The sequence below is a fragment of the Streptomyces yerevanensis genome, assembly GCF_000716805.1.
GTDB lineage: Bacteria > Actinomycetota > Actinomycetes > Streptomycetales > Streptomycetaceae > Streptomyces > Streptomyces flaveus.
Genome location: NZ_JNWJ01000036.1, coordinates 118,013 through 136,847 on the forward strand (window position 1 = coordinate 118,013; position 18,835 = coordinate 136,847).

1 protein-coding gene is annotated in these 18,835 nt (G+C 72.3%); it reads left to right on the forward strand.

All coding sequences use genetic code 11. From position 1 onward, the window contains the following. The first annotated feature begins 23 nt into the window (after window positions 1-23). Window positions 24-18,824 (forward strand): non-ribosomal peptide synthetase, encoded by an 18,801-nt coding sequence (locus OP79_RS31655; protein ID WP_033325064.1) that lies wholly within the window; start codon window positions 24-26, stop codon window positions 18,822-18,824. The last annotated feature ends 11 nt before the right edge of the window (window positions 18,825-18,835 follow it).

Here is an 18,835-nt window from a genome sequence, read left to right on the forward strand (position 1 = left end):
CTGTGTCCGGTTTTGTAGAGCGTGTGTCAGGCATCGACGACAACGAAGTACAGACTTTTTGGAGTCGACGGCTCGATCCGCTCCCTCAGGAGACAGCCCTCCCGGTCGACTTCCCGTATCCCCTGCGGCCCGGCGGGCAACAGCGGGCGGTGAGCCGCCCGTTGGGCACCGCGGCCGACGAGGCGACGCTGCTGTCCGCGTACGTCGCGGTACTGCACCGCTACAGCGGCGCGCGGGACATCACCGTCGGGTACGACGGCCTGCCGGTCAGGGTCGCCCTGGATGGCGGCATGGAGTTCACCGAACTGGTGCGCCGGGTGGCCGAGGCCTGTGCGGAGGCCCGGGACCACCGGGTCGAACTGTCCGCTCTCACCGCCCAGTTGAGTCCGGAGCCCACCCGCGGCGGCGGTCTGCTGTTCAACACGGCCTTCGGGGACACCACATCGGCCGGCCCGCTGGACGTCACGCTCGAAGTCACCGCGGGTGAAGTCGCTGCGGACGTCTCTGACGGCGAAGTCTCTGCGGACGAAGTGCGTGTGACCTACCGTCAGGACCTCTTCGAGGCCGCGACCGCCGAGCGCATCGCGGACCACTACGCGACCCTGCTGGCCGACGCCCTCACCCGGCCGCACACTCCCGTCGGCGAACTGGAACTGCTCGCCGCCGACGAGCGCCACCGCATCGTCGAGGAGTGGAACGACACCGAGCACGACGTACCGGCGCGCACCTGGCCGGAGCTGTTCGCCGAGCAGGTACGCCTGCGCCCGGGCGACGTCGCCCTCGTCTTCGAGGACACCCGGCTGACCTACGCCGAGCTCGACGAGCGCGCCAACCGGCTCGCCCACGCCCTCATCGCCCGCGGCGCCGGACCCGAACAAGTCGTCGCGCTCGCGGTGCCCCGCTCGGCCGAGCTGATCATCGCCGAAGTCGCCGTACTCAAGTCCGGCGCCGCCTACCTGCCGGTGGACACCGACTACCCGGCGGACCGCATCTCCTACATGCTCACCGACGCGGCCCCCGCCTGCCTGGTCACCACCACCGAGGCCGCCGCCGACATCCCGCCGAGCGACGGCATGGACCGCCTGATCCTCGACGAGCCCGACACCGTACGGGAGTTGGAGCAGCGCTCGGCGCACGATCCCACCCCCGAAGCGCTGTCCACCGGCAACGCCGCCTACGTGATCTACACCTCCGGCTCCACCGGCCGCCCCAAGGGCGTGGTGCTCTCGCACGCGGGCGTCGCCAAGCTGGTCGCGACGCAGACCGAACGGTTCGGCATCGGCCCGCACAGCAGGGTGCTCCAGTTCGCCTCGCCCAGCTTCGACGTGGCGTTCTGGGACCTGTGCCTCGGACTGCTCTCCGGAGGCCGGCTCGTCGTCGTACCGACCGAGCGCCGGGTGCCGGGCGCGCCGCTCGCCGAGTACGCGCACGCCCACGGCATCACCTTCATGATTCTCCCGCCGGCCCTGCTCGCGGCCATGCCCGAGGACATCGAACTGCCGCCCGCCACCCTCCTCGCCGGCACCGAACGCGTCTCGCCCGAACTGGTCGGCCGCTATGCGCGCGGCCGGATGATGTTCAACGCGTACGGCCCGACCGAGGCGACCACCAACTCCACCCTCGGCCTCTGTGACCCCGACACCCCCGCCGGCACCATCGTGCCCATCGGCGTCCCCGACCCCGGAACTCGCGCCTACGTCCTCGACGCCCGGCTGAAGCCCGTCCCGGCGGGCGTGGCGGGTGAGCTCTACCTCGGCGGCGCGGGCCTGGCCCGCGGCTACCTGGGGCGGCCGGACCTGACAGCCGAACGGTTCGTCGCCGACCCCTTCGGGGCGCCCGGCGAGCGGCTGTACCGCACCGGCGACCTGGTGCGCTGGAAGGCCGACGGGCGCCTTGAGTTCCTCGGCCGGGCCGACTCCCAGGTGAAGATCCGCGGCTTCCGCATCGAACCCGGCGAGATCGAGTCCGTACTGCGTGGCCACCCGGCCGTGGACCAGGCGGCGGTCGTGGTGCGTGAGGACCGGCCCGGTGACCGCAGGCTGGCCGCCTACGTCGTGCCCTCCCTGGACGCCGAGGCGGCCGGGGACGAGACCGAGCAGGTGCAGGAGTGGAAGGACCTGCACGAACTGCTCTACTCGGCGGCCGGATCCGAGGGCCGCCGGGACAGCTCGGCGGGCTTCCGCGAGAACTTCGCGGGCTGGAACAGCATGTACGACGGCCTGCCCATCCCCGTCGACGAGATGCGCGAGTGGCGTGACGCCACCGTCGCCCGTATCGAGGAGCTGACGCCCCGCCGGGTCCTGGAGATCGGCGTCGGCAGCGGACTGATCCTCTCCCGTGTCGCGCCCGGGTGTGAGGCGTACTGGGGCACCGACCTCTCCGAGGAGGCCGTACGCGCCCTGCGCACCCAGGTCGATGCGGTGCCGGAACTGGTCGACCGGGTCCGCCTGAGCGCCCAGCCCGCGCACGACACCTCCGGGCTGCCGAAGGGCTACTTCGACACCGTCGTCATCAACTCCGTCGCCCAGTACTTCCCGAGCGCCGGCTACCTCGCCGAGGTACTGGGCGCCGCCGCGGAACTGCTCGCCCCCGGCGGCCGGCTGTTCGTCGGCGACGTCCGCAACGCCCGTCTGCTGCGCTGCCTGCGCGCGGCCGTGGAGACCCGCCGCGCCGGCGACCCGGAGGACAAGCAGGCCCTGCGCACCGCCGTGGAGCGGTCGGTGGCCTGGGAGGGGGAGCTGCTGCTCGACCCCGACTTCTTCGCCGCGCTCGACGGCTTCGACGCCGACATCCGTGTCAAGCGCGGAGCCCATCACAACGAGCTGACCCGGTACCGCTATGACGTGGTGCTCACCAAGCGCGACGCCGCCGCTTCGGCTCCGGCGGACGGCGAGGAGATCGCGTGGGGCGACCTCGGCGGCCTGGACGACCTCGACGCCCGCCTGGGCGAAGGGCCGTCACTGCTCCGGGTGGTGGGCGTGCCGAACGTCCGGCTCGCCGAGGACCTGGCCGCGTTGGCCGCCCTGGACGACAGCAGCCGCACCGCCGCTCCGGCCGGCGCGCCGGACCCGGAGGCGTTCCATGCCCTCGCATCCCGGCACGGGCACCGGGTCGCCGTCACCTGGAACGGCTCCGCCGACGACGGCAGCCTCGATGTGCTGTTCGCCCTCGGTGACGCCTCGTACGACAGCCGCTTGTACCGCCCGTCCGGCACGGTCCCGCACGCCAACCGCCCCGCGCCTTTCCGTGACGTGAACGCCCTGATGAGGGCGCTGCGTTCGTACGCGGCCGACCGGCTCCCGGAGTACATGGTCCCGGCCGCCGTCGTCCCCCTTGACCGCCTCCCGGTCACCCCCAGCGGCAAGCTCGACTCAGCCGCGCTGCCCACCCCCGACTACGGAGCCCTCAGCTCCGGCCGCCCCCCGCGCGACGCCCGCGAGGAACTGCTGTGCGCGGCCTACGCCGAGGTGCTCGGCCTGCGCTCGGCCACCATCGACGACGACTTCTTCGCGCTCGGCGGCGACAGCATCACCGCCATCCAGCTCCTCGTCCACGCCCGCCGGGCCGGGCTGCGGCTCAGCTCCCGCGACGTCTTCCGGCACCGTACGGTCGCGGCCCTCGCCGAAGCCGCCGACGTGCGGACCGACACGCAGGACACCGAGCAGGACACTCCGCTACTCCGGCTCACGGAAGCCGAACTCGCCGAGCTGCAAGGTGAACACCCGGTCGGCGTCCAGGAGTTGCTGCCGCTGAGCCCGCTCCAGGAGGGCTTCTACTTCCACTCCCTCGTCGACGGCGCCGACCGTGACGCGTACGTCGTCCAGCAGGCCCTCGAACTGTCCGGCCCGGTCGACGGCGAGACCCTGCGCCGGGCCGCCCAGCGCGTCCTGGAGCGGCACGCCCCGCTGCGCGCCTGCTTCCGCCAACTCGCCGACGGCCACCCGGTGCAGCTCGTCGCCGACCGCCTTGAGCTGCCCTGGCGCGAGGTGGACCTGTCCACGCAGGACGCGGAGGCCCGGCCGCCGCTCGCCGACGCGGTCGCCGCCGACGAACGTGCCCGGCGCTTCGACCTCGCTCGCCCGCCGCTGGTGCGCTGCGCGCTCGTACGGCTCGGCGAGAACCGCAGCCGACTGCTGCTGACCTTCCATCACATCGTCGCCGACGGTTGGTCCCTGCCGGTGCTGCACCGCGAGCTGATGGCCTGCTACGGGGACACTCCGGCCGAACTGCCCGAGGTCGCGCCGTACCGCTCGTACCTTCGCCGCCTGGCCACCGCCGACCGCGACGCCGCCCGCGAGGCCTGGCGCACCGCGCTCGCCGGTCTTGACGAGCCCACGCGGCTGGTCGAGGCGCCCGCCGACGGTACGCCGATCGAGCCCGCGCAGGTCCGTGTCGAGCTGTCCGAGCAGGTCACCGCCCGGCTTGCGGCGCGTGCCCGGGAGCTCGGGGTGACCCTTGGCACGGTCGTGCAGAGCGCCTGGGGTCTGCTGATCGGGCGGCTGACCGCCCGGCAGGACGTGGTGTTCGGCACCACCGTCTCCGGCCGTGACGCCGAGGTCGAGGGCATCGAGTCGATGGTCGGCCTGTTCATCAACACCCTGCCCACGCGCTTTTGCTGGGAGCCCGCCGACACCCTCGCCGAGCTGCTCGGCCGGCTCCAGGACGAGCAGGCGCGGCTCCTCGACCACCAGCACCTCGGCCTCGCGGAGCTTCAGCGGGTCGCCGGGCTCGCGGGCAGCGGCGAACTCTTCGACACCCTGGTCGTCTTCGAGAACTACCCGTCCGCGGCCGGCCTCACCGACCCCTCCGGCACCGTCCACGTCACGGGCCACGAGTTCCACGACGCCGTGCACTACCCGCTCGCCCTGATCGTGAAGCCGGGCCGCCGACTCGATCTGCGCCTGAAGCACCACGCCCAGCGGCTCGACGCCGAGAGCGTGCACCTGATCGCGGACCGGCTCACCCGGATCCTGGGCGCCCTCGCCGCCGACCCCGGGCAGCCGGCCGCCGCCCTGGAACTGCTCTCGGCGGAGGAACTGTCCCTCGCCCACCCGGCCGGCGAACGACGCGACGTACCCGAGACGACGCTGGCCGCCGCCTTCGAGACGCAGGCCGCCCGCACCCCGCGGGCAACGGCCGTGGTGTACGAGGACGAGACGCTCACGTACCGCGAACTCGACGCCCGCGCCGAGGAGTTGGCGGCACGGCTCCGTGCCCGGGGAGCCTGCCCCGGCACGGTCGTCGCGGTCGCCGTACCGCGCTCCACGGAACTCATGGTCGCCCTGCTGGGTGTGCTCAAGTCCGGCGCCGCCTACCTCCCGGTCGACGTGGACTACCCGGCCGACCGCGTGACGCACATGCTCACCGACTCCGGAGCGGCGACGGTCGTCACCACCGCTGCTACTGCTCCCCGACTGCCCGAAGTCCCCGGCCTCACACCGTTGTTGGTGGACACCCCGGCCGAGTCCGCGCCTGAAGCCCCGTCCGTCTCCGTCCCCGCGCGTCCCGACGACCCGGCCTACCTGATCTACACCTCCGGCTCAACCGGCCGTCCCAAGGGCGTAGTTGTCACCCATCGTGCGATCGTCAACCGTCTCGCCTGGATGCAGGGCGAGTACCGACTGACCGCCGAAGACCGCGTGTTGCAGAAGACCCCGGCCAGCTTCGACGTCAGTGTCTGGGAGTTCTTCTGGGCGCTGTGCGAGGGCGCCGCGGTCGTCCTCGCGCGCCCCGACGGGCACCGCGACCCGGCGTACCTGGCCGAGTTGATCCGCGAACAGGGCGTCACCACCCTGCACTTCGTGCCCTCGATGCTCGAAGCCTTCCTGCAGTCGGAGGAGATCACCGCCGACCCGGCCTGGGCCTCTTCCCTGCGCCGCGTCTTCAGCAGCGGCGAGGCGTTGCCTGTCGCCGCCGCGTCCCACTGGCGCGAGCTCACCGGGGTACCGCTGCACAACCTGTACGGCCCCACCGAGGCCGCCGTCGACGTCACGTACCACCCGTACGACGGCGCACCCGGTACCACCGTGCCCATCGGCCGCCCGGTGTGGAACACCGGCCTGCGCGTGCTGGACTCCTGCCTGCGCCCCGTGCCCGAAGGCACCCCCGGCGAGCTGTACCTGACGGGCGTTCAGCTGGCGCGCGGCTATCACGCCCGCCCCGGCCTGACCGCCGAGCGGTTCGTGGCCGATCCGTACGGCGCGCCCGGCGAGCGCATGTACCGCACGGGTGACCTGGTGCGCCGCCGCACTGACGGGACCGTCGAGTACCTGGGCCGCACCGACCGTCAGGTCAAGATCCGCGGCAACCGCATCGAACTCGGCGAGATTGAGGCCGCGTTGGGCCGACAGCCAACCGTCGCCCAGGCCGCCGTGACCGTCGTGGGCAGCGCCCTGATCGCGTACGTCGTCCCCACTCGTGATGCGCGGCCGGAGCCCGCCGAACTCCAGGCCGCCCTCGCCGATTCGCTGCCCGCGCCCATGGTGCCCGGCGCCTATGTCGTCCTGGACGCCCTGCCGTTGACCCCCAGCGGCAAGCTCGACCGGGCCGCACTGCCCGCGCCGCGGACCGTACGCGCCGAAGCGCGGGCCCCGCGCGACGAGCGCGAGCACGCCCTCACCGAGATCTTCGCGGCCGTGCTGAAGCTCGACGACGTCGGCATCGACGACGACTTCTTCATGCTCGGCGGCGACAGCATCACCTCGATCGGCGTCTCCAGCCGCGCCCGCAGGGCGGGCCTGGAGCTCAACCCCCGGGACGTCTTCGAGCACCGCACACCAGCGGCCCTCGCCACGGCGGCCGTCCCCGTGGCCTCGGCCCGCACGCTGACCTCCGCCTTCTGCCTCACCGCCGAGGAGACCGAGCGCGTACACCGGCTCAGCCCATACCCCGTCGAGGACATCTGGCCGCTGGCCCCGCTCCAGGAAGGGCTGTTCTTCCACTCGACGTACGACGACAGCGCCTTGGACGTCTACACCGTCCATGAGTCGTTCGACTTCGCCACGCCCCTCGAGGCGGACCGGCTGCGGACCGCGGCCCGCGTCCTGCTGGAACGCAACCCCAGCCTGCGCGCCGGGTTCACCAGCGAAGGCCTGCGCCAGCCGGTGCAGTTCATCGTCCGCGACCCGGAGATCCCGCTCCACGAGGTCGACCTGTCCGGGCTGCCCGCCGCCGAACAGGAGGTACAGCTACGGGAGTTGATGGACGAAGAGCGCACCCGCCGCTTCGACCTGACCCGGCCGCTGCTGTTCCGGATGCTTCTTGTGCGGCTCGGCGAGGAGCGCGGCGACCGTCTGGTCGTCGGACGCCATCTGCTGCTGTGGGACGGCTGGTCGGCCTGGGTCTTCCTGGACCACCTCTTCGCCCTGTACGAGTCCGGGGGCGACGCGAGCGCCCTGCCCGCGCCCGGCTCGTACCGCGACTACCTCACCTGGCTGGAGGCCCAGGACACCACCGTCGCCACCCGCGCCTGGCGTACGGCACTCGCCGGTCTGGACGAGCCCACCCTGCTCGCCGCCGCCGACCAGGGCCTGGAACCGGACATCCCGGAGAGCTTGGACGCCGCCCTCCCCGCGGACCTGGGCGAGCGGCTGCGCGACACCGCACGGTGGCACGGACTGACCCTCAACACGGTGCTCACCGCCGCCTGGGGCCTGGCCCTGGCGAGCGCGACCGGCCGTACCGACGTGGTCTTCGGAACCACCGTCGCGGGCCGGCCGAGCGAGGTGCCGGACATCGAGAACGTCATCGGCATGTTCCTCAACACCGTCCCCGCCCGTATCGCCTACGACCCCGCCGCGCCCGTGCTCGGCCTGCTGCGGCGCGTCCAGGACGAACGCCTTGCCGTGATGCCGTACGAGTACCTGGGCCTGGGCGTCCTCCAGGCCGAGACCGGCCACCGCCGCCTGTTCGACACCCTCTTCGTGCTGCGCAACAGCGACACGGAGGAACGGCTCGCCGAGTTGGCGGACCGGCACGGCGCCCGAGCCGTCGCCAACGTCGACGCGACGCACTATCCCGTGAACCTGGTCGTCACACCGGGGCAGCGCATCCACGTCACGCTCACCCACCGGGCCGACGTCATCGGTGGGCGGCAGGCGCAGGACCTGCTCGACCGCTTCACGCTGCTGTTGGAGCGGCTGGCCCAGGACCTGGACGCCCCCGTGGGCGGCCTCGATCCGCTGCTGCCCGCCGAACACGCCGAGCTGGAGCGCGAGCGGGCCGCGAGCCGTGTCCCCGACCCCGAGGACACCATCGCCGACCTCCTGGCCGCGCAGGCCGCCGCCACTCCCGAGGACACCGCACTCGTCTTCGGCGACACGACGCTGTCGTACGCCGAACTCGACACCCGTATCAACCGCATGGCCCGGCTGCTGCTCGCCCGCGGTGCCGCGCCCGAGAAGGTCGTCGCCCTCGGGCTGCCCCGATCCCTGGACATGGTCGTCGCCCTGTTCGCCGTACTGCGCACCGGGGCCGCGTATCTGCCGCTGGAGCTGGACTACCCTGACGACCGGCTCAGGGCGATGCTCGACGACGCGCGGCCCGCGCTGATCCTCTCCACCGAAGCGGTCGCCGCCCGACTGGAGGGTGCAGCCCCCAGCAGCCCGCGCGTGCTGCTCGACGATCCGGCCGTGACGGCTGAACTGGCCGCGTTCCCAGGCGACTTGACGCGCCAGGTGTTCAGCCTGGAGCACCCGGCGTATGTCATCTACACCTCCGGCTCCACCGGCCGGCCCAAGGGCGTCGTCACGCCGTACCGCGGCCTGACCAACATGCAGCTCAACCACCAGCGGGAGATCTTCGAACCGGCCATCGCCTCGGCGGGCGGCCGTCGGCTGCGCATTGCGCACACGGTGTCCTTCGCCTTCGACATGTCGTGGGAGGAGCTGCTGTGGCTGGTCGAGGGGCATGAGGTGCACATCTGCGACGAGGAGCTGCGGCGCGACGCCGAAGCCCTGGTCGCGTACTGCGAAACGCATCGCGTGGACGTCGTCAACGTCACCCCCACCTACGCCCATCTCCTCATCGAGCAGGGCCTGTTGGAGGGCCATCGGCCGCCCCTGGTGCTGCTCGGCGGCGAGGCCGTCTCGGAGACGGTGTGGAACCGGCTGCGCGACACCGAGGGCACCTACGGCTACAACCTTTACGGGCCGACCGAGTACACCATCAACACCCTCGGCGGCGGCACCCTCGACAGCGCGACCCCGACGGTCGGGCGTCCGATCCGCGGGACCCGGGCCCACATCCTGGACGGCTGGCTGCGACCGGTCCCGGACGGCGTGCCCGGCGAGCTCTACATCGCCGGCATCGGCCTGGCTCGCGGCTATCTCGACCGGCCTGGCCTGACCGCCGAGCGCTTCGTCGCCGACCCGTTCGGCGAGCCCGGCGAGCGCATGTACCGTACCGGCGACCTGGTACGCCGTCGCGCCGACGGCAACCTGGACTTCCTGGGCCGCACCGACGACCAGGTCAAGATCCGCGGCTACCGGGTGGAGCTCGGCGAGATCGAGACCGCGCTCGCCCAGCACCCCAGGGTGGCCCAGGCCGCCGTCCTCGTCCGCGACGACCGGCTCGTCGGCTACGTCGTCCCCGACCGGCCCACCGGCGGGGACCGGGACACCGCCGAGCGCGAACAGGTCGGCGAGTGGCAGGAGATCTACTCCGACGAGTACGAGGAGATCAGCACCGCCGTCTTCACCGAGGACTACGCCGGCTGGGACTCCTCGTACGACGGGCAGCCCATCCCCTTCGACCACATGCGGGAGTGGCGCGAGGCCACCGTCGAACGGATCGGTTCGCTGCGGCCACGCCGGATCCTGGAGATCGGCGTCGGCTCGGGCCTGCTGTTGTCCCAGTTCGCTCCGCGGGCCGAGGCCTACTGGGCCACCGACTTCGCCGCCCCCGTCATCCGCAAGATCGGCGAGGACCTGCGCCAGGACCCGGACCTCGCCGCCAAGGTCACGCTCCGCGCCCAGCCCGCCGACGACCTCAACGGGCTGCCCGGCGACGGCTACTTCGACACGATCGTCATCAACTCCGTCATCCAGTACTTCCCGAGCATCGACTACCTCACGTCGGTGATCCAGGGCGCCATGGAGCTGCTCGCCCCCGGCGGCGCGCTCTTCGTCGGCGACGTGCGCAATCTGCGGCTCGCCCGCACCTTCCAGACGGAGATCCAGCTTGCGCGCGGTGTGAGCGGTGACGCTCTGGGCAGGGCCGTCGAGCGTGGGCTGCGCCTGGAGAAGGAACTCCTCGTCGACCCCGACTACTTCACCACCCTCGGCTACGGAGTCGACCTCCGCACCAAGCGCGCCCGCCACCACAACGAGCTCAGCCGCTACCGCTATGACGCCGTGCTGTACGCGGGCGATCCTGCCCTGCGGCTCGACGACGTCCCGGCCGTCGGCTTCACCGGGGGCCTCGACCTGGCAGAGCTCGTCAGCACGGCCGTCCCGCTGCGTCTCGCCGGTATCCCCGACGCCCGTATCGGAGCCGACGGGGGAGTGGACCCGCAGACGCTGCACGACCTCGGCGCCGAACACGGTTGCCGCGTGCTGACCACCTGGTCCCGCGAAGTGGGCACGTACGACGCCGTGTTCCTGGCCGACGACGGCGGTGACGTCCCCGGGCTGACCGCCGGGCTGTATCACCCCGGCGGCGGGGAGGCTCCGTACGCCAATGAGCCGACCGCCGCGCGCGACGCGAACAGCCTGGTCCGGCAGCTCCGCGAGGACCTCAAGCAGCGGCTGCCCGACTACATGGTCCCGGCCGCCTTCGTCACCCTCGACCGGCTGCCCATGAACGACAACGGCAAGCTCGACGTGCGCGCCCTGCCCGAAGCCGAACCGGCCGTCGCGCTCGGCACCGGACGAGGGCCGCGCACTCCCGAGGAGGAGGTGCTCTGCCGGCTCTTCGCGGAGGTCCTCGGCCTGCCCGAAGTCGGCGCCGAGGACGGCTTCTTCGACCTCGGCGGCCACTCCCTGCTCGCCACCCGGCTGATCAGCCGGGCCCGCACCGAGCTGGGCGCCGAACTGGCGATCCGCGACCTCTTCGAGGCCCCGACCCCGGAGCTGCTCGCCGCCCGCGCCGACGGCGGACGCCCTGCCCGCCCGGCCGTCGCGTCTGTCGCCGACCGGCCCGAGCGCATCCCGCTGTCGGCCGCCCAGCGGCGGCTGTGGCTGGTGGAACAGATCACCGGCAGCGGCGTTGCATACAACTTCCCGCTGGTCTTCCGGCTCCGCGGCGAACTCGACCTGGACGCGCTGCGGGCCGCACTGCGGGACGTGGCCGGCCGGCACGAGGCGTTGCGCACCGTGTTCCTCGAGGAGGACGGGGAGCCGTACCAGCGGATCGTCCCGGCGGCCGAGGGCGAGCCCTCGTTCACCGTCACGGACTGCCCGGACGAAGACGCCCTGCCCACTCTCATCGAGACGGCCCAGCGTCGCCCCTTCGACCTCAGCCGTGAACTCCCGCTGCGCTGCGAGGTGTTCCGGATCGCTCCGGCCGACCATGTCGTGGCCGTGGTGCTGCACCACATCACCACCGACGAGTGGTCCGACCGGCCGTTCCTCAACGACCTCACCACTGCTTACCAGGCTCGTCGCGAGGGCCGCGAGCCGGAGTGGGCGCCGCTCCCGGTGCAGTACGCCGACTACACGCTCTGGCAGGACACCCTGCTCGGCGGTCGGCTCGGGGAGGAACAACTCGCCCACTGGACCGATGCCTTGCGCGATCTCCCGGAGGAACTGACCCTGCCCCTCGACCGGCCCCGTCCGGCCGAGCCCACGGGCCGCGGCGGCAAGGTCCGCTTCGAACTGCCCGCCGACACCGGCCGGGAGCTGCGCGAGCTGTCCGCCGCCACGGGCACCAGCATGTTCATGCTGTTCCAGGCTGCCACCGCAGCGTTGCTGCACCGGCTCGGTGCCGGGGACGACATTCCGCTCGGCGCACCGATCGCGGGCCGTACGGATGACGCGCTCGACGACCTGGTCGGCTTCTTCGTCAACACGCTTGTCCTGCGTACCGATCTTTCCAGCGGCGGTCTGTCCGGCGATGACCTCACCTTCCGCCAACTCCTCGGGCGCGTAAGGGAGTCGGCGCTGGAGGCGTTCGAGCACCAGGACCTGCCCTTCGACCAGGTGGTCGAGGCGGTCAACCCGGCGCGCGTGGCCGGGCGCAACCCGCTCTTCCAGGTCATGCTCGGATACCACTACCGGCCCGACGGCGACCCGGACGTGCTCGGCATGCCGACCGAGTGGTTCGACATGGACACCGGCATGGCGAAATTCGACCTCCACTTCACCTTCGTGGACGAGGCGGGCCGGGACCGTCTGGTGCTGCTCCTGGAATACGCGGCCGACCTGTGCGACGCGACGACCGCCGAGAGGCTGGCCGGACGTCTGGTGCGGCTGCTGGAGCAGGTGGTGGCCGATCCGGACCGGCCCGTACGGGACTTGGAGGTCCTGGAGGAGTCCGAGCGGCAGTCCGTCCTCGACCGGTGGAACGACACCGCGCACGACGTGGAGCCGACCACCCTGCCGGAGCTGTTCCGCGCCCAGGCGGCCCGCACACCCGACGCGCTCGCCCTCGTCCTCGGTGAACAGCGGCTGACCTACGCCGAGTTGGATGCGCGCGTCGAGCACACCGCGCGGGTGCTGGCCGGCCTGGGCGTGGGCCCGGAGGGCACGGTGGCTGTCGCGCTGCCTCGATCGGTGGACCTCGTGGTGGCGCTGCTGGCGGTGCACCGCGCAGGTGGGGCGTATCTGCCGCTGGACGCCGACTACCCGGAGGAGCGGCTCGCTCTCATGGTGGAGGATGCTCGTCCCGTGTGCGTGATCCGGGACGCCCTGCCTGATGGACCGGCAGGTGAACTGCCGCTGGGCTACGACCCGTTGAGTCCGGCGTACGTCATCTACACGTCCGGGTCCACAGGCCGTCCCAAGGGCGTGGTGGTGCCGCACCAGGGCATCGTCAACCGTCTGCAGTGGATGCAGGCCACGTACGAACTCACCGGCGACGACCGGGTGTTGCAGAAGACGCCGTCCAGCTTCGACGTGTCCGTGTGGGAGTTCTTCTGGCCGCTGATCACCGGGGCGACTCTCGTCCTGGCCCGGCCGGAAGGCCACAAGGACCCGGCCTATCTCGCCGAGTTGATCCAGCAGCAGCGGATCACGACGGTGCACTTCGTGCCGTCGATGCTCCAGCTGTTCCTCGAGGAGCCCTCCGCCGCGCAGTGCACCGGCCTGCGCCGCGTGATGTGCAGCGGCGAGGCCCTGCCCGTACCGCTGGCGAACCGCTTCCACCAGGTGCTCTCCGCCGAGCTGCACAACCTCTACGGCCCGACCGAGGCGTCCGTCGACGTCACCGCGATCGAGGTGCGACCGGAAGCGGAGAGCGTGCCGATCGGCCGCCCGGTGTGGAACACCGGCGTGTACGTCCTGGACGCCGGACTGCGTCCGGTACCTCCGGGCGTCCCCGGCGAGCTCTACCTGGCGGGCGTCCAGCTCGCCCGGGGCTACCTCGACCGTCCCGGCCTGACCGCCGAGCGGTTCGTCGCCGATCCGTACGGCGAACCCGGCGCCCGTATGTACCGCACGGGAGACCTGGCCCGCTGGACGGCCGACGGCACCGTCGAATATCTCGGCCGCACCGACGACCAGGTCAAGATCCGCGGCTTCCGCATCGAACTCGGCGAGGTCGAGGCCGTGCTCGCCCGGCACGAGGCCGTCGCCCACGCCGTCGTCGTTCCGCATGACCAGCGGCTCGTGGCGTACGTCGTCCCGGCGCCGGACCGGACAACTGAGTCCGTCGCCTTGCGCGCTCACACAGCGGCAGCTCTGCCCGAACACATGGTCCCCGCAATCTTCGTGACGGTCGACGCCCTGCCGCTCACCCCCAACGGCAAGCTCGACCGCAAGGCCCTGCCCGCCCCCGACTTCACGGCGGAAACGGGCAGCGGCAAGGGTCCGCGCACCCCGCGCGAGGAGATCCTCTGCGGACTGTTCGCGGGCGTGCTGGGCCTGGAACGGATCGGTGTCGACGACGACTTCTTCGCGCTCGGCGGCCACTCGCTCCTGGCCATGCGGCTGGTCAGTCGCGTACGGGCGGCTCTGGGCGTCGAGTTGGCGCTGCGCACGGTGTTCGAGGCCCCGACGGTGGCCCGGCTCGCGGAGCAGACGGCGGGTGCCGCCGACGAGCCCGCGCGGCCGGTCCTGACCGCTGCTCCGGAACGGCCGGAGCGGCTGCCCCTGTCCTTCGCCCAGCAGCGCCTGTGGGTGCTGTATCAGGTGGAGGGCCCCAGCCCCACGTACAACATCCCGATCGTCTGGCGGCTTTCCGGAGCGCTGGACACGGACGCGCTCCAACTCGCCGTCGACGACCTGGTCGCCCGGCACGAGCCGCTGCGCACCGTCTTCCCCGAACAGGACGGCCGCGCCCACCAGTTGATCCTCGACCCGCAGCAGGCCGGGATCGAGGTGGAGATCACCCGCACCAGCGAGGAGGAGCTGGGCGGGTGGCTCGTCGAGGCCGCCGAGCACGGCTTCGAGCTGGACCGTGAACCCCCGCTGCGCGTCCGCCTGTTCCAGGTCGCCGAGGACGAGCACGTACTGCTGCTCCTGCTCCACCACATCGCGGGCGACGAGTGGTCCGACGGGCCGCTCACCCGGGACCTGACCGACGCCTACGAGGCACGGGCCGCGGGCCGCGCCCCGGACCGGGCACCGCTGCCCGTCCAGTACGCCGACTTCAGCCTGTGGCAGCGGGCGATGCTCGGCGACGAGAAGGACCCGGCCGGCCTGGCCGCCCGTCAACTCGCCTTCTGGCAGCGGACCTTGACCGGACTCCCCGAGGAGCTCGCGCTCCCCGTCGACCGGCCGCGTCCGCTGGAGGCCAGCTACCGCGGCGGGACCGTGCACATGCCGCTGGACCCGACGTTGGCGGCGGAGCTGCGCGAACTGGCCCGGACGGGCAACGTGAGTATGTTCATGGTCGTCCAGGCCGCGGTGGCGGCGCTGCTGACCCGGCTCGGAGCCGGTACGGACATCCCGCTGGGCAGCCCGATCGCCGGTCGCACCGAGGAGGCGCTGGAGGACCTGGTCGGGTTCTTCCTCAACACGCTGGTGCTGCGCACCGACACCGCGGGCGACCCCACCTTCCGCGAACTCCTCGGCCGCGTACGGGAGACGGACCTCGCCGCCTTCGACCACCAGGACGTGCCGTTCGAGCGGGTGGTGGACGCGCTCAGTCCCGCTCGTTCGCTCGCGCGGCACCCGCTGTTCCAGGTCATGGTCGTGTACCTCGCCGCGGGCGGTGCCGAGGACGGCTTCGCCGGGCTGCGCTCGCGACGGGAGGAGATCGGCCAGACCACCGCCAAGTTCGACCTCTCCTTCGACTTCGTGGAGCGGGCCGACGGCGAAGGCGTCGACGGAGTCCTGGAGTACAGCACCGACCTGTTCGACCACGCCACCGCCCAGGCCCTCGCCGAGCGGCTGATCCGCCTGCTGCGTGCGGTGGTTGCCGACCCCGACACCCCGATCACCCGGATCGACGTTCTCGGCGCCACCGAACGCCGACGGATCCTCACCGAGTGGAACGACCGGCCCGTACTCGCCCCGCCGACCACCGTCCCGGCCCTCTTCGAGCGGCAGGCCGAACTCTCCCCGGACGCCCCCGCCGTGGCCTCCGACGGCATCCGGCTGACCTTCGCCCAACTGAACGCCAAGGCCAACCGGCTCGCCCGGCTACTGGTCACGCAAGGCGCGGGACCGGAGCGGATCGTCGCCCTGGCACTGCCCCGTACCGCCCGCACCCTGCTCGCCATCCTGGCGGTGCAGAAGACCGGTGCCGCCTATCTGCCGCTCGACCCGGACGCCCCGGCGGGCCGCACCCGCGACATGCTCGACGACGCCCGCCCGGTACTCGTCCTCACCACGAAGGACCTCGCCCCGCTGCTGCCCCCCGACGGCCCGCCGACCGTGCTCCTCGACGACTCGCGGACCGCGGAACTGCTCGCGGGCCAGAGCCCCGCCGACCTGCTCGACACCGACCGCGCCGCCCCACTGACTCCGCGCCACCCGGCCTATGTGATCTACACCTCCGGTTCCACCGGCCGCCCCAAGGGAGTCGTCGTCACCCACGAGACCGTGGGCAACCTCTTCCACAGCCACCGCGAGACGCTGTATGCACCGGCCAAGGCGGCCACAGGGCGGCGGCATCTGCGGGCCGGACACGCCTGGGCGTTCTCCTTCGACGCGTCCTGGCAACCGCAGTTGTGGCTGCTCGACGGGCACTGCGTCCATGTGGTGTCGGACGAGACCCGTCGCGACCCCGAACTGCTCGCGGCGGCCGTCGTCGAGCACGGCTTCGACTTCCTGGAGGTCACGCCGTCGTTCTTCGCGCAGATGGCGGAGACGGGTCTTGTCCGCGAGGACGGCAGCTGCCCGCTCGCCGTGGTCGGTGTCGGTGGTGAGGCCGTACCGGTGGCGCAGTGGGAGCGGCTCGGGCAACTGCCCGGCACCGAGGCGTTCAACCTGTACGGGCCCACCGAGTCCACCGTCGACGCCCTCGTGGCGCGGGTGCGCGACAGCGACCGGCCGCTCGTCGGCCGACCCGTGGCGGGCACCCGGGCATACGTACTCGACGACCGGCTGCAGCCCGTACCGCCCGGCGTCACGGGCGAGCTGTACCTGACCGGCGGCGGCCTGGCCCGCGGCTACCTGGACCGCCCCGCGCTGACCGCCGAACGCTTCGTCGCCGACCCGTTCGGGCCGCCCGGCTCGCGGCTTTACCGGACCGGCGACCTGGCCCGCTGGACCGCCGACGGACAGATCGACTACCTGGGCCGTGCCGACGACCAGGTGAAGATCCGCGGCTTCCGGATCGAACCCGGCGAGATCGAGTCCGTGCTCTCCTCCCACCCCGACGTCGCCCAGGCTGTGGTGACAGTACGTCAGGAGGGCCCGCGGAAACTGCTGGTGGCGTACGTCGTTCCGGTCGCCGGACGGCTCCCCGACGCCGGACGGCTGCGTGCGCACGTCGGCGGGCAGCTGCCGGACTACATGGTCCCGGCCGCCGTCGTACTCCTGGACCGGCTGCCCGCACTGGCCAACGGCAAGCTGGACCGGGCCGCCCTGCCCGCCCCGGACTTCAGCGCCGTCTCCACCGGCCGGGCTCCCAGTACGGAACTCGAGAAGACCCTGTGCGGCGTCTTCGCCGACGTACTCGGCCTGGACGAAGTCGGCGTCGACGACGACTTCTTCACCCTGGGCGGCGACAGCATCGTGGCCATGCAGCTCGTCAGCAGGGCCCGGGCGGCGGGCGTGCGGATCACCCCGCGCCTGGTGTTCCGGCACCGTACGGTCGCGGCTCTCGCCGAGGTCGCGACGGCTGCCGGACCCGAGGCCGCCGGTGCCCGCCCGGCCGACGACGGCATCGGCACCGTGCCACTGACGCCGGTCATGCACTGGCTGCGCGAACTCGGCGGCTCCTTCAAGGGCTACCACCAGGCAGCCCTGGTCCGGACGCCCGCCGCCCTGGACCGGCCGAAGCTGGCCGCCGTGCTGCGGGCCCTCTCCGACCGGCACGCCATGCTGCGCGGCACGCTGGTCCGCACAGCAATGGATGACTGGACCATCGAGATCCCAGGCGCCGACGCGGTGGACACCGAGGCATGGATCGAGCGGGTCGACGTCGCCGGGCTGGACGCCGAGGAGCTGCGGACGGTGGTCGCGGAACGCGCCCATGCCGCCCGCGCGACGCTCGACCCGGACGCCGGCGCCATGGTGCGGGCCGTGTGGTTCGACGCGGGCGGTGAGCCGGGCAGACTGCTCCTGATGGCCCACCACCTCGTCACCGACGGAGTCTCCTGGCGCGTCCTGCTGCCCGACCTGGCCGCCGCCTGGCAGGACGTCGCAGCCGGGCGCCCGGCGGAACTGCCGCCCGTCGACACCTCGTTCCGCACCTGGTCGCGCAGGCTGGCCGAGCTGGCCCGGGACCCGGCCCGCGAGGCGGAGCTTTCCTTCTGGACCGGCGTGTTCGAAGGCGCCGCGCCCTTCCCGCTGGACCGGCCGCTCGACCCGGACCGCGACACCGTCGGCACGGTACGGGAGCTGGCACTGCGCCTGCCCGCCGACCAGACGGGCCCGCTGCTCTCGGCCGTGCCTGCCGCCTTCGGCGCCAACGTCAACGACGTCCTGCTCACCGGTCTCGGCCTCGCCGTGGCCGACTGGCGGCGACGCCACGGGGACGGCTCGCCGGGCCCGGTCCTCGTCGACCTCGAAAGCCACGGCCGCGAGGAGGAGTTGGCGGGGGACGCCGATCTGTCGCGTACGGTCGGCTGGTTCACCAGCGTCTTCCCGGTCCGCCTCGACACCGGTCAGGCCGACCTCGACGACGCCCTCCGGGGCGGCCCGGCCGCGGACGAGGCGGTGGCCGCGGTACGCCGGCACCTCGGCTCGCTGCCCGCGAACGGCGTCGGCTACGGCATGCTGCGCCACCTCAACCCCCGTACGGCACCAGTCCTCGCCGCCTTCGAGACACCGGCGATCGAGTTCAACTACCTCGGCCGGTTCGGCATCCCCGAGGACACGGACTGGTCGTACGCCCCGGAGGAGGACGTCGCGGACATCGGCGCCGAACCGGAGATGCGGGAGGGCCACGCCCTCGGCATCAACGTCGTGACCGAGGACCGCGCCGACGGCCCCGTCCTGGCCGCCCACTGGTCCTGGCCCGAAGCCGTGTTGTCCGAGGAGGCGGTCCGCGACCTGGCCGAGACCTGGTTCCGCGCCCTGAAGGCCCTCGTCACCCGCACCCAGCACCGTCCCTAGCCCCTTGCCCT